The 13,265-nt window shown below is 58.2% G+C and carries 16 protein-coding genes; 5 read left to right on the top strand and 11 right to left on the bottom strand.

Annotated elements, in window-relative coordinates; all coding sequences use genetic code 11:
• Positions 1–162: 162 nt before the first annotated feature.
• The 3 genes from M1D99_RS27715 (at position 163) to M1D99_RS27705 (ending at position 2,488) form a co-directional block, all read left to right on the top strand.
• Positions 163–696, top strand: a complete 534-nt coding sequence (locus tag M1D99_RS27715) for a hypothetical protein (RefSeq protein WP_458131098.1) — start codon at positions 163–165, stop codon at positions 694–696.
• Positions 693–2,102: a PAAR domain-containing protein gene (locus M1D99_RS27710; protein WP_458131097.1), complete on the top strand. Its 1,410-nt coding sequence runs from the start codon at positions 693–695 to the stop codon at positions 2,100–2,102. Before M1D99_RS27715 ends, M1D99_RS27710 begins: the two co-directional genes overlap by 4 nt.
• Before the next feature lie 200 nt (positions 2,103–2,302).
• On the top strand, positions 2,303–2,488 hold the full coding sequence (locus M1D99_RS27705) for a hypothetical protein (RefSeq protein ID WP_434572849.1): 186 nt from the start codon (positions 2,303–2,305) through the stop codon (positions 2,486–2,488).
• Positions 2,489–2,565: 77 nt separating this feature from the next.
• Here the strand turns inward: M1D99_RS27705 and M1D99_RS27700 are convergent, their stop codons facing one another.
• Both M1D99_RS27700 and M1D99_RS27695 read right to left on the bottom strand, forming a co-directional pair.
• Positions 2,566–2,817, bottom strand: coding sequence for a hypothetical protein (locus M1D99_RS27700; protein WP_434572847.1), 252 nt, complete (start codon positions 2,815–2,817; stop codon positions 2,566–2,568).
• A gap of 27 nt (positions 2,818–2,844) precedes the next feature.
• Complete coding sequence (locus M1D99_RS27695; RefSeq protein ID WP_458131096.1) at positions 2,845–3,189, bottom strand: DUF6124 family protein; 345 nt, start codon at positions 3,187–3,189, stop codon at positions 2,845–2,847.
• 434 nt (positions 3,190–3,623) lie between these two features.
• Here M1D99_RS27695 and M1D99_RS27690 point away from each other — a divergent pair, with 434 nt between their 5' ends.
• Both M1D99_RS27690 and M1D99_RS27685 read left to right on the top strand, forming a co-directional pair.
• Complete coding sequence (locus M1D99_RS27690; protein ID WP_434572843.1) at positions 3,624–4,223, top strand: helix-turn-helix transcriptional regulator; 600 nt, start codon at positions 3,624–3,626, stop codon at positions 4,221–4,223.
• On the top strand, positions 4,213–5,091 hold the full coding sequence (locus M1D99_RS27685) for a queuosine precursor transporter (RefSeq protein ID WP_458131095.1): 879 nt from the start codon (positions 4,213–4,215) through the stop codon (positions 5,089–5,091). The genes M1D99_RS27690 and M1D99_RS27685 overlap by 11 nt, the downstream gene beginning before the upstream one ends.
• Before the next feature lie 41 nt (positions 5,092–5,132).
• Here the strand turns inward: M1D99_RS27685 and queC are convergent, their stop codons facing one another.
• The 9 genes from queC to M1D99_RS27640 all read right to left on the bottom strand — a co-directional run bounded on the left by queC (position 5,133) and on the right by M1D99_RS27640 (position 13,255).
• Entirely contained in the window at positions 5,133–5,828 is a 696-nt protein-coding gene (gene queC / locus M1D99_RS27680; protein ID WP_458132170.1) for a 7-cyano-7-deazaguanine synthase QueC, read from the bottom strand.
• Between the two features lie 677 nt (positions 5,829–6,505).
• Positions 6,506–6,952, bottom strand: coding sequence for an excinuclease (locus tag M1D99_RS27675; protein ID WP_250962275.1), 447 nt, complete (start codon positions 6,950–6,952; stop codon positions 6,506–6,508).
• 31 nt (positions 6,953–6,983) lie between these two features.
• Positions 6,984–8,210: a beta-ketoacyl-ACP synthase gene (locus M1D99_RS27670; RefSeq protein WP_458131094.1), complete on the bottom strand. Its 1,227-nt coding sequence runs from the start codon at positions 8,208–8,210 to the stop codon at positions 6,984–6,986.
• Positions 8,210–8,938, bottom strand: coding sequence for a 3-oxoacyl-ACP reductase FabG (gene fabG, locus M1D99_RS27665; protein ID WP_186706058.1), 729 nt, complete (start codon positions 8,936–8,938; stop codon positions 8,210–8,212). Before fabG ends, M1D99_RS27670 begins: the two co-directional genes overlap by 1 nt.
• Positions 8,935–9,402, bottom strand: coding sequence for an ApeP family dehydratase (locus M1D99_RS27660; protein WP_434704707.1), 468 nt, complete (start codon positions 9,400–9,402; stop codon positions 8,935–8,937). The genes fabG and M1D99_RS27660 overlap by 4 nt, the downstream gene beginning before the upstream one ends.
• Positions 9,399–10,595 carry a beta-ketoacyl-[acyl-carrier-protein] synthase family protein gene (locus tag M1D99_RS27655; RefSeq protein WP_434572836.1) on the bottom strand — a complete coding sequence of 399 codons (1,197 nt, stop codon included), beginning with the start codon at positions 10,593–10,595 and terminating at the stop codon, positions 9,399–9,401. The genes M1D99_RS27660 and M1D99_RS27655 overlap by 4 nt, the downstream gene beginning before the upstream one ends.
• 196 nt (positions 10,596–10,791) lie before the next feature.
• Entirely contained in the window at positions 10,792–11,274 is a 483-nt protein-coding gene (locus M1D99_RS27650) for a DUF3261 domain-containing protein (protein WP_458131093.1), read from the bottom strand.
• Positions 11,271–11,999, bottom strand: coding sequence for a class I SAM-dependent methyltransferase (locus M1D99_RS27645; RefSeq protein ID WP_458131092.1), 729 nt, complete (start codon positions 11,997–11,999; stop codon positions 11,271–11,273). The genes M1D99_RS27650 and M1D99_RS27645 overlap by 4 nt, the downstream gene beginning before the upstream one ends.
• The gene (locus M1D99_RS27640; protein ID WP_458131091.1) at positions 11,996–13,255 is read right to left on the bottom strand and encodes an NAD(P)/FAD-dependent oxidoreductase; all 1,260 of its coding nucleotides are present in this window, start codon (positions 13,253–13,255) and stop codon (positions 11,996–11,998) included. The genes M1D99_RS27645 and M1D99_RS27640 overlap by 4 nt, the downstream gene beginning before the upstream one ends.
• Between the last annotated feature and the right edge of the window lie 10 nt (positions 13,256–13,265).

Raw genomic sequence — 13,265 nt, 5'->3', positions numbered from 1 at the left:
ATTTCCAGTTACGACGCTTCCGATTCGTTGCGCAGACCACTCCGCAGGGGTTGCGACTCGCCTGCGCTACAACGTCTCATTCATCATTCCGAAGCCGCCGGCTCAGTGCTCCTTCCCCGTGCAAGGGATGCAGTCTGAGGCCCATGAATGAGGTCCCTGGAAATGCACTCATCTTTGGATGCCCCCTACACCAACGAAATCTCCCATGAAGCTCTTCGTCATCTGGATGACTTGTACTTGGAGCCCCGGCTACTTGAGGGTTACGGCGAAGACGTCGCGGCATTCGTGAGTCGACAAAAAGCCTTCGTCGAAGCTCATCCGCCAATCGCCATCTATCGAGTGGCCACCGAGGGCAGCCAGACGCGGGACGGCGGAACGATCCAGCAAGTGTCATCGTCGTTGACGTTCACCTTGGACAATGGCTGGAAAGTACGCGCCGCGCAGAAAGGTGATGAGGTGGTGTACGCCGATGGCAGCACGGCACGGATCATCACCGGCGCCGGGAAAAACAATAGCGACATTGCGCTGGTCGGTAGTCGCCTGAGCAATGGTGACGAGATCATTAATACGCTTCAGAGGCGTTTCATGATCATCGTGCGGGAGGGGGTGCCGATGGCGGAGGATTTTTTGCCTGCGCTTAGGTTGGCGGAGGTTCATCGCTTGCATGCAGGTGACGCAAAGGAGAAAGCCCAATGAACAGGGGGTGTTACATTGGACTGGGCGACCAAACCACCTGTGGCGGCCAAGTCATGGATGGGGATGCGCACAACAGAATGAATGGTATCGCCCGTGCCCGTGAAGGTGATCCGGTTTCTTGTGGCAAGGACGGAAAGACTTATCAGATTGTGGGCGGCATCTCGGGCATGACCAGCAATGACCGGCGTAACGCTGGCACGTTGGACAGCGTCAGCAGTTGCCCTTGTAATGCTCAGTTGATTCCATCGCTGCACTCGGCCACCTACAGAAACGCCGACGCTGCACCGCAAGCCAGCCGAGCCGCTGAACCGGTTTTACAGCCTGCTACCGGCGCTCCCGCTACGTCGCGCCAATCGGGCGTCCCCCCTTCAAGCAACCCAACATTCGAGGCATTCACCCGCGTTGAACCGCAGGAGCCGGGCTTCTATATCGTGCCCAAAAGCGTGACCCGTGAAGCACTGGAAGCCACCCTTTTTCCCGCACCCGATCCGCAAGTGATGCGCAAATTCCGCGCACTCAATCCTTATCGCGATGTGGTCAAGGCCGGTTCGATGATCGTGCTGAGCGATCCGAACAACTATCAATGCACCCGCGAAGAGGCGCAGGTGATGGCGGCGGCGGAAACGGTGAATGCCGCCCTTGACGACCTGACCGCCGAGCAAGCCGACTTCATGCATCGCCACGCGGCTGAGATCGCCAGTTTCACCGGCCAGACCTCGACTTGGTTGGGCGTCAGCGCGGTGATGATGGAGAAACACCTGAGCAACCTGCGCGATACGCTCCAGGCCATGGAACGCTTGCACCAGAACAGCTTTCGTCAATACGGCCATCTTAGATCGCCGCAATTCTTCGCCGAGCGCAAGCTACTGCTCGCTCAACTGGATGCCCACCTGCTGAACCCCACCCGCCTGCGCGGCCATACGACGCTGGGCGACCATCCCAAACTGAAAACCGCCCTCGGCATTTCGAGCCGCAGTCTAGTGCACCACTGGAACAAGGCCGGAACACCGGGGCAGATACCGGGGTATGCCACGCATGTGGAGGCGACCAGCCGGGCTGCGAAGTACATGAAGTCAGGCGGGTACATCGGTATTGGGATTGGCGGGGTGTCTTCGTTACTGGCGCTTCAAGAGGTTTGTAACGGGGGATCAGGGGAGGCTTGCGAGCGGGTCAGGTTTACTGAAGGGGGGAAATTCGGAGGTTCAACCCTTGGTGGTATGGCGGGTGGAGAGATAGGCAAATTAGCAAGCGGGCCGATCTGCCTGGCGCTTGGTGTTTCAACAGGGATTGGGGGCGTTTTTTGTGTTGCCGCAGTGATAGGGACTGGTGCATGGGTGGGGACAACGATTGGTAGTAAGGGAGGTGAAATAGGAGGTGAAATATTGTATGAAAAGACTTTGCCGTGATAGCTGCTGAGTTCTGGAAATCTTGGCTAGCTTTCTGGATTGTGATTAGTCCATTCCTGCTAGCGTTTGTCGGTATCATATTTAGCTTATACCTAAGTCACCGACATCTGGATGCGATGATGGAGGCCTTGAAAAACAGCCGCTACATATATCTATGGGGCCCCGCATGGCGGGGGCGAGGCTGGTTTGGAGGGTGCGTATTGATCATTTCAATTGCCGGTATGGTGGTATGGCCAAGGGCATATATCCGCATTGGCGATGTGGATCCTGCCGATATCGAGAGTTTCCCGCCTTATTTGAAGCGTCTTTTGATCGTCAAGGTGACGGTGACGATTATTTCCTTCACTGGGATGGCTGTTGTGGCCCTGCTGATCAAGTTCAAATGAGACGGAAAAAATGAATCAGAGGAAGTTATGAGTTAAGAGCTGATGTTTCGAAGGGCGCCGTAAGGCGCCTTTTCTTTTCAAGTTGTCTGCGTCTGCAGACGTCGGCCGACGACATCCAGCAAATCGCAACCCTCACGCAAAGAAATCACCAGCACGCGAGCCAATTCACTGTAGGCACCCTCTTCGAACGCTAGGTTTTCAAGGAGTTGAGTGGCGGCGCGTATGCGATCGGTCGCGGTTTCATGCAAGACATCCAGGGGCGCTTCGGTGTCGATCAATAACGAGGCGATGGTGCAGTCGATGCCGGTGACAGGCCTGTATCTTTCCATGGCAAAACCTTCGTGGGTTCAAGAGAGTTAACGTTGAGTGTTTAACGAAGCGTCCGGCAAGCCTACGGGTGGCTCCAGGTTCTCCAAAGCACGATTGACCAGCAACTCGCCCAGCTCTGTCAGTTGTTGCAGGGCCATTGCCATGCTGCGTTGTGCGCCTTGCAGTTCGCCGGCGAGGTCGGTGGACATGACGTTCAGCGAGGCGAGGGTTTCGCTGGCGTGGCAGAGCAGGGATTGGGTGTCGACGTTGGGGAGGATGGTGGAGACGTGGCTGACGTGCTCAGGTTGCTCCTGATTGTGGCGGCTGATGGGAGTGAGGTGTTCGGTAGCAGCGTCTTCGAGGGGCGGGGCGACTAAGGTGACCTTTTTCATTTGCAGCTCCTTGCAATACTTAAGAAGGCGCCAACCCCGCGTCATACAGGGAGGGTGATAGCCATACGTTGGGGGTGACGGTCCGGTCTATTTATTACCAGAAAATTCAATTTTATTAATCATAATATTGAACATCTGTGTAAATAAATGATTCTTACAGGCTGTTTAATTTTGCATTTTTTGATCGTTCAGGTGGGTGAGGATGATTTTCTAAAAAGGTTAATGTTTCTGTAAGAAAGATTATTCTTGTTTGTAGGAAATATCCCTGCTGTGGTTGTTGCACATGCTCTCAACGAACCCGCAGAGATGTTTTTGTGTTCTGTTTGTTTTTTCTGGAAGTCAAGGTGTGTAAGATGCCGCTTCCGTAAAGTGCCTATCTGAGCACATTTGTGGAGCTGTGCTTGTCGCAATAGTATGAAGATGGTGAAGGGCGTATGTATAAAAGAGCGAGAACAGAAAATCTAAAAAATAATATTAGGTACCTCATGAAAAGTCGCGGTGAGACGCGGATCTCTTTATGCAATGCCAGTGGGCTGACCAGGACCACCATATATAATATTCTAGAAGGCAGGGTGATTAACGTACAACAATCTACCATTCGGAAAATATCTGATTTCTTTGGCGTGTCTTACAAAGAGATCGAGACTATTGATTTGGAGGGTAGGGAAGTAATAGAGAGTACCGTTTCTTTATACGGAAATATGAATCCGGCAGCGGTTCCGGTAATTAAACAAAATCAGTTAGTGCAGGTCATGAGTAAAAGGATTGGCGAGTTGGTCACCATTTTTCCTTTGACCTATTACTTTGGTGCAGCCAGCAATTTGATTGGTGTGCGTCTTGAAGCAGACATCGACGGGATGTACGATTTAGGAGATCTACTGATAGTAAAGAAGGGAGAGCTGAATGGCGAAGGGGAGACCTTGGTTTGTAATAAGGAGACAAAAAGGCTTTTTGTGGTTAGGGAGAACTACCATGAAAATGATACTGATTTGATTGTTGGAAGCATAATCGAGGAGCGATTCAATGGTCTATAACAAGGATGTCGAGAATGGCAAATATAAGCTGCTGGGCTTCGAGAAAAATAAAAATCTTGCTGTCATAATGGTCGTTTCGACCGGCAGAGTTTTAAAGGTAGAGCTGGCCGATTTGTTGAAAAGTGAAATTGTAGATGATTTAAGTAAGGTGGAAGTGAAGGAGGTGTATAGAAAGTTTTATTCGGGAGAGAATACGTTGACGGTGTATGACGTTAATGATCGTCACGAGCGTTCATGGATGACTTATGTTGTTCTGAATCTAGCGCTGTTTGCGTTATACGTTTTTACCAACGTTGCTGCGGCCAAGTTGGTGTATATAGAGGCTTTGGATATAGTGGTAACTCCTGGAGTGTTTCTTTATCCGTTGACATTTCTTGTGGTTGATATATTAAATGAGTCTTACGGTCTCAGGCTTGCCAGGAAAGCTATATACTTTGCTTTCGCGAGCAACGCCTTCATTCTAGTATTGCTGAGTTTTACTAGCTGGCTTCCGGGTTTGGCAGGTTGGCACCTTGAGGCCCCTTATGAAAAAGTCATAGATCATGTGTTGTCGGCGCTCGTTGCTTCATCTATCTCATTTTTGTTTTCTGAATACATCAATTCATATTTGTTAAGTAAGATAAAAGAGTTGACTAACTCAAGGTATCTGTTTTTGCGGGTGCTGCTTAGCACCTGTTTTGCGGTAATCATAGACAGTTTTCTTTTTTGCTTTATTGCATTTTATGGGGCGCTGGCGAATGACGAAATACTGAAGATAGTCTATGTGCAAATAGCTATAAAGATGTGTTTTGCCATTTTTAATATTTTCCCCGCTTATGCAGCAAGGTCGCTATTCAAGAAATACGTTGTCGGCGCTCAACCTGCCTGAGCAGGGCGGCTATCGGTAGATAGCCGCAGGCTCTTCTAAGTTTATAACCCTAGCTTGCTTTTAAATGTGCCTGTGATTTTTTTGCGATTTTCCAAGAATTCATTCAGCCCTTTTGCGCGAAGACTGCAGGCATCACAATCCTCACATCCATTCCCCACTATTCCGTTATAACAAGTCAGGGTGCAGTTCATGATCAACTCCAGTTGATTGTGGTAATCCGCCAGCGCCCACGTCTCGGCTTTATTCAGCCACATCAACGGTGTCTCGATGCGCAGTTTGTAATCCATGCCGGATTCAATGGCGGTGTTCATGGCTTTGACGAAACTGTCCCGACAGTCTGGATACCCCGAAAAATCAGTTTCGCACACGCCGGTGATGACCGCTTCAGCCCCCACCTGATAAGCGTAAATAGACGCCAACGTCAAAAACAAAATATTGCGACCCGGCACGAATGTATTGGGTGGGCCATTTTTTGCGCTGTTCGCCGACGGGACGGGAATGTTATCGCGGGTCAAGCTGCTGACCGCCAGTTCGTTCAATAAGGTTGTGTCCAGTACCTTATGGGCCGCAACGCCAAAGTGCCGGGCGAGGTCTCTCGCTACTTCGATTTCTGCTCGATGGCGTTGCCCATAGTCAAAAGTGATGCAGTGGATTTCGTCGTACTTCGGTAACGCGTGGATCAGGCAGGTGGTGGAGTCCTGGCCGCCGCTGAAAACGATCACGGCTTTCTTGGTCACTTCATTCATCCTTGGAATTCCCGGCTTTTGGTTGGGATGTGACCGTAGCGCGAAGTTCAAGGGGTTTGGTGTGGGAAGTTTCGGAAATGTGGTGCTCCGTTTTCCGAGTTTTGCTTTTTGGCGTCCTGGGATGCGCTTGCGGTATTTGATTTCTTGCGGTGGTTTGGGGCTGCTGCGCAGCCCAGCGGGAGCAAGCTCCCTCGCCACAAGGGCGGTGTCAGGGCCAGATCCTGTGGGAGCTGAGCTTGTTCGCGATGATGGCTGTACAGCCAACATCACCGGTGCTGACCCGCTATCGCGAGCAGGCTCGCTCCCACAGTGGATCTGGGGTGTCGGCAATGTTTGGGGGTGCCAATGAACCCTGTGGGAGCTGAGCTTGCTCGCGATGATGGCTGTATAGCCAACATTACCGGTGCTGACCCACCGCTTTCGCGAGCAGGCTCGCTCCCACAGTGGATCTGGGGTGTCGGCAATGTTTGGGTGTGCCAATGAACCCTGTGGGAGCTGAGCTTGCTCGCGATGACGGCGGCACATCAGCCTCATCGGCGCTGCCCCACCGCTATCGGCCTTGGAGCTGCCGAAGGCCGCGATCTTTTTGGGACTAAATATCTGAGGAAAGATCGCAGCCTCGTTGCACTCGTCAGCTCCTACCGCTCCTACACAGCTCCAGGCGCTTTTTATTGCACCTTCGCCAGATCCCCTTTCAACGCAACACCGGCCATGATCGCGCCGGCGTGGCATTCATAGGTGGTGGCATCCCGGCGTTCGTTGCGCTTGTAGAAGCTGACGATGTTGATAACGGCGTTGGCGCCCGCGGCCTTGGCGGCTTGGTGCAGGCTGATCAGCGCCGATTGCACTACCCATTCGCAGGCTTCTACGTCGGATTTGTTGAAGGCATTGGTTTTTTTATTGGTGACCTCGCCTGCGCTGAGCACGCTGACTTTGCCCTGAGGCTCGTCGCCCGCCAGGTAAAACTTCACGCTGCGGTCGATCTTGCCGGTGCGGATGGCTTCGTTGACGACTTTGTCGAAAGGCAGGTAAAGCGTGGTATCACGGGCCTGGCTGAGGGTCGGCATGGCGCTGAGCAACAGGGCGGCGGTAACAGCGATTTTCTTCAATGACATCATCAGTCTCCTTGACCAGGGATAGCGGTTATCAGCGCCAGCGGCGGAAGATCAGCGAGGTGTTGACCCCACCAAAGGCGAAGTTGTTGTTCATCACGTATTCATGGCTCATCGGCCGGAATTCGTTGCGCAGGTAATCGAGCTTGCCGCACTGGGGGTCGACTTCATCGAGGTTGAACGTGTGCACGTAGAGGTCGCGGTTCAGCATTTCGATGCTGAACCAGGACTCCAGCGCTCCGCAGGCGCCCAGGGTGTGGCCGAGGAAGCTCTTCTGCGAGCTGATGGGCATGTGTTTGCCAAACAGGCTGCTCGTGGCCTGGGTTTCGGCAATGTCGCCCTGTTCGGTGGCGGTGCCATGGCCATTGACGTAGCCGATGGCCGAGGGTTCGAGGCCGGCGTCTTCCAAGGCCAGTTCCATGGCCCGGCGCATGGTGATCAGTTCGGGGCGGGTGGCGTGCTGGCCGTCGGCGTTGCTGCCAAAGCCGACGATCTCGGCGTGAATCCGTGCGCCCCGGGCCAGGGCGTGCTCCAGTTCTTCCAGCACGAGCATGCCGGCGCCTTCGCCGATCACCAGGCCATCGCGACCTTTGTCGTAGGGCCGCGGGCTGGTTTGCGGCGCATCGTTTTTCAGGCTGGTGGCATAGAGCGCATCGAAGACCATCGCTTCGGTCGGGCACAGTTCTTCCGCGCCGCCGGCGAGCATCAACGGCAGGCGGCCGAACTTGATGGCTTCGTAGGCATAGCCGATGCCATGGCTGCCGCTGGTGCAGGCACTGGACGTCGGGATCAGGCGTCCGGTCAGCCCGAAGAAGATGCTGATGTTGGCCGCCGTGGTGTGGGGCATCATTCGCACGTAGGAGTTGGCGTTCAACCCTTCGGCCACGCTGTTGAGCAGCATGTTGCCGAACGCCTTGATCTCGTCGGTGCTGCCGGTGGACGAACCGCAGGACACGCCCATGCGCCCGTCCTTGATCGATTCGTCGCCCAGCAGGCCGGCATCGGCCAGGGCCTGTTCCGCCGCGCCCACCGCCAGGCGCGAGACCCGGCCCATGCTGCGCAGTTGCTTGCGGGTCCAGTGGGCCGGAACCTGGAAGTCGTCGATGGGCCCGGCCAGGCGGGTGTTCAGTTCGGTGAAACGGTCCCACTCATCCATGCGCCGGATGCCGCTGCGGTTGGCGGCGAAGTTGGCGGCGATGGTGTCCCAGTCGCTGCCTATGGACGTGATGCCGGCCATGCCGGTGACGACGACGCGCTTCATCAGCACAAGCCTCCGTTGACGGCCAGGACCTGCCGGGTGATGTAGCCGGCTTCGGCGGACATCAGGAAGTTCACCGCGCCCGCCACTTCTTCCGGGGTGCCCATGCGCTGGGCGGGGATCATTTTCATCAGTTCTTCCACGGGTACGTTTTCATCGAGCATGGCAGTGTCGATCAACCCCGGCGCGACGCAATTGACGGTGATCTTGCGCTTGCCCAACTCGATTGCCAATGCCTTGGCTGCGCCGATCAACCCAGCCTTCGAGGCACTGTAGTTGACCTGGCCACGATTGCCGATCAGCCCGGAAACCGAGGTGATGCAGACGATCCGCCCGGCGGCGCGGCGACGGATCATCGGCATCATCACCGGATGCAGCACGTTGTAGAAACCGTCGAGGTTGGTGCGCATCACCACATCCCAGTCGTCCTCGCTCAGGGCCGGGAAGGCGCCATCGCGGGTCAGGCCGGCATTGAGCACCACGCCGTAATAGGCGCCGTGGGTTTCCACGTCGGCTTCGAGAACGGCCTTGCAGGCGGCGCGGTCGGCCACGTCGAATTGCAGCACCCGGGCGTTGCGGCCCAGGGCCTGGATTTGGGCCTGGACCGTTTCGGCCTCGGCGCGGCCACTGCGGCAGTGCAGCACGATGTCATGCCCAGCCTGGGCCAGGCGCAGGGCGATCGCGCGACCGATGCCACGGCTGGAGCCGGTGACCAGTACGGATTCAGTCATGACGGGTTTCCTGTTGCGGACGGTTCATGAAGGTAATGGGCGGCCTGGGGCGGACGGAAGACATTGAGCCGGGCCGTGGCATGGATGCCTGGCGCGTGGATGTGGCATTCGAACACGCCCATGCCGTTGTCGTCTTCCAGGGAGCGCACGCCATGGATGCTCAGCTCGGTGCCAAGGGGAAAACAGTCGACGTTGCATTCGAACTTGCGGGTGCCGAGCAGAAAACCCAGCGCCACGGCATCGCCGCGTTGGCGTGCGTGGCAACCGGCAAACGCCGCGACACTTTGGGCCATCAACTCGATGCCGACCCAGGCCGGCAGTGCACCGTCGTCGCGGTTGAACAAGCCGCCGGACGTGACGGTGGCGTGGGTGTGGATCTGTTCGTCATCGAACGACAGGATCCGGTCGATGAGGATCATGTCGCCGGCATGGGGCAGCAGTTCGGCGAGCGGCCAGTCAATCATGGGGCGTCTCCGATAATCAGGCTGACGTTGTTGCCGCCGAAGGCAAATGAGTTGCTCATCAGGCGACGCGGGGTGGCCGGGTCCAGGCGGGTGTGGATGGTGACCCAGTCCAGCGCCGGCAGGGCAGGATCGGCCTGGCCGTCCCAGACATGCGGCGGCAGGGCCAGGGCGGTGTTTTCGGTGCTCAAGGCCAGCCAGCAGAACGCCGCTTCCAACGCCCCCGCCGCACCGAGGGTATGGCCGGTCATGGGCTTGGTGGACGAGCAGGGCACGCCCGCCGGAAACAGCCCGGCCACGGCCTGGCTTTCCATGGCGTCATTGTGTTGCGTGGCGGTGCCGTGCAGGTTCAGGTAATCGATCTGGCTGGCGTCGAGGCCGGCGCAGCGCAGGGCTTTTTCCATGGCCTGGCGCGCGCCGCGACCGCTGGGCTCAGGCGCGGAAATATGGTGGGCATCGGAACTGGCGCCGTCGCCGAGCAAGGCAATCGGTACACCCTCGCCTGGCGTCTTGCTCATGAGAAACAGCACCGCTGCTTCGCCGATGTTGATGCCGCTGCGGTTCACCGAGAACGGATTGCAGCGCTCGTTCGACACCGCCTCCAGTGCGGAAAAACCGTTGAGGGTCAATTTGCATAAGCTGTCCACGCCACCGCACAGCACGGCATCGCACAGGCCCAGGTCCAACAGGCGCCGGGCGCTCATCAAGGCGCGGGCGCTGGAGGTGCAGGCCGTGGAAATCACGTAGGACGGGCCACTGAGGCCGAGCCAGTCGGAAAGAAAGTTGGCCGGCGCGCTGAGCTCCTGTTGCTGGTAGTCATAGCCGTCAGGGAAGCGTTGCTCGCGCAGGTAATGGGCGATGCCCTGGCTGGCCTCATCGATACCCGACGTGCTGGTGCCCAGGACGATGCCGATGCGGGCGCGACCGTAGGCCTGGATGGCCTGGTCGATCTCGGCGCGGATTTGCAGCCCTGCCTCCAGCAGCAGTTGATTGTTGCGGCTGCGTTGCGCTGCCAGGGCCGGGGGGATGGACGCGAGTTCACCGGGCACCGCGGCGACCGGCAAGGCCCGTTCGGCCACCCAGCCAGCCTCGCTGCGCACGCCCGAGCAGTCTCCGGCAAACAGGTTGCGCGCGACGGTGTGTTTGTCGCGACCCAGGGCGCAGATCACCCCGAGGGCATTCAAATAGGCGGTCATGGGCTAATGCCAGTCAGTAAGAGAAATAAAGCCGAGCAATAATCCTGTGGCGAGGGAGCTTGCTCCCGCTGGGGCGCGAAGCGGCCCTGTTTTGGGGCTGCTGCGCCCGAGGCGTCGGACCGACCCAGCGGGAGCAAGCTCCCTCGCCACGGTTTATGTGTTTTCCCGTGGTAGCCACTTGGCTGATCGGCATGAGTCATGGGGCGTTCTCGGTCAACGATGTGATGCGGTAGCGCAGGCCTTGGGGCAGGCTCATTTCAAAATCCAGCGGTTGTATGTAGCGCACCTGCCAACGATTCTCGAGGCTCCGTTGCGACGCCTGTTGTCGCGCCGCCGGGTAGTTGCCGGGCAGCTCGACCTCAGGCGTCAGCGCGAACAACAACGCGGCGAACAACTCCCGGGCCTCGGCATTGGGGGGCAGCAGACCGTCGGCCTGCCACTGGCCATCGACCAGGCGCTGGCGGGCCAGGGGAATGCCCAACGGGTCCATCATCGACCAACGGATGCCGGTGCCTTCGCGCTGGACCACCAGCAACCAGTCCTGACGTTGGCCGGCCATTGTCCGCTCGATGTGCAGTTGCATCGGCAATGCCAGGGTTGGCGTGCGGGCGGGCAGTGGTGCCTGGCTGGCGCAGGCACTGAGCAGCAACACGCAGGCGATCAGCAGGCCACGGATCATCCGGCAGCCCCTTCGCAAGGCTTGCGCGCCACCACGTTGACCAAGGTTTCCTCACGTTCGCCAAAGGGCTTGGGCCGGCGTAGACCGAAGCGCTCCAGCAGGCCGAAATCCTTGGCACGGCTCCACCACAGGTACGGGTAGGACACGTTGCGTTCTTCGAACTGGAACCCTTGATCGCGGATCATCTGCAGGTACTGCGCGGCACTTTTCTGCACGTGCATCGGGTGGCGGAACAGCCAGCGGATCACCCAGGTGTCGATGTAGGCTTCGGTGGATTCGGCGAACAGCAAATAGCCGCCGGGCTTGAGGACGCGGTAGAACTCGGCAAGGGCTTTTTCCTGCTCCACCAGGTGATGGAACGTCTGGTGACAGAACAGCAGGTCGACGCTGGCATCGGGCACCGCCAAGGTCGCGCAGTCGCTGCCAATCAGCTCCACGGTCATGCCCTGGCGCGTGGCCTCCTCCCGGCTCAGGTCCAGGCTGTGGGGGTCGGCATCCACGCCGATCAGGCGTTGTGGCGCGAATACCTGGCGCAGGTACTGGAACGACTTGCCCTGGCCGCAGCCGGCGTCCAGCAGTACCGGGTTGGCCGGCAGCGCGGTGCTGAACAGGCTGCGCAGGTCGTTGATCGCCACGCGCAACACATGGTGCTGCCAGGTGTGGCTGCGCAGGAACCAGAAGCCGAAGCGGGTTTCTTCGACGTAGTTGTCGCTCAGGTAGCTCATGGTTGCTGACTCGGCGCCGGGCTCGCGCAGATTTCCGAGAGCATGCGCAGGCGCCGCTTGGGTTCACTGACGAACGGGTTGCGCTGATCCCAGGCGTAGCCGGCCAGGATCGAACTGATCATGCGGCGGATGTCGTCAGAGCCTTCAGTGTAGAAAATCACGTCCTGGAACGTCCCGGCGTACCAGCCTTCGACGTAGCAGCGGAAGGTATCGACGCCGCGCTTGAGCGGCTCGGCGAACTCGCTTTGCCAATCCACGCTTTCCCCTTGCAGCTGACGGTGGAGCACGTCGGCGGCCATGCTCGCCGACCGCATGGCAATGGTCACGCCGGAGGAGAACACCGGGTCGAGGAATTCCGCGGCGTTGCCCAACAGGGCAAAGCCCGGGCCGTGCAGGGTCCTGACGTTGGCCGAGTAGCCGCCGATGGTCCGCGCCGGAGTATCCCACACCGCGTTCTGCAGTACGCCGGCCAGGCTCGGGGTTTCGTCGATGAAACCGCGCAGGCACGCATCGAGGTCGTCGGTGCGGCCGGCGAAATGTTCCGCCGCCGCGACCACGCCCACCGAGCAGCGTCCGCCACTGAACGGAATGGTCCAGAACCACACGTCGCGTTTGCTCGGGTGGGTGGTGATGAGGATTTTTTCCCGGTCGAACGCCGGGGCGTCGATGCGATCCTCGATGTGGGTGAACACGGCCTGGCGCACCGGGAAGTTCGACGGCGCCTCAAGGTCCAGCAGGCGCGGCAGGACGCGGCCATAGCCGCTGGCATCGAGCACGAAGTCGGCTTCGACACGGTACTCGCTGCCGTCTTCGCGCTGCACGCCCAGGCGTGGCTTGGCGAGGCTGAAGTCGGCGCTGGTGATCGCTTGGCCGTAGCGGATTTCCACGCCTTGCAGGGCGGCCTGGTCGGCCAGCAACTTGTCGAAGTCGGCGCGTTGCACCTGGAAAGTCGTGGGCTTGCCGTTGCTGAAGGTCTCGCCAAAATCGAAGGCGCTGTAGCGTTCGCCCCAGGCAAACGCGGCGCCGTTCTTGCGCTGGAAGCCGGCGGCATTCACCGCGTCGAGCATGCCGGCTTCTTCAACGAAATCCAGGCAATGGGACAACAGGCTCTCACCGATGGAGAACCGTGGAAATAGCTGGCGCTCGATGACCAGCACATCGTGGCCCTTGCGCTTGAGCAGGGCGGCGGCGATGGCACCGGAGGGGCCGGCACCGATGATGACGACCTGGCGATATTCCGTTTCAGTGACAGGCATGGGGATTCCT

The organism is Pseudomonas sp. R3-41 (assembly GCF_054161485.1).
Note: the sequence above shows the minus strand (reverse complement) of the source record. Positions and strands in the feature narration are given on the sequence as shown.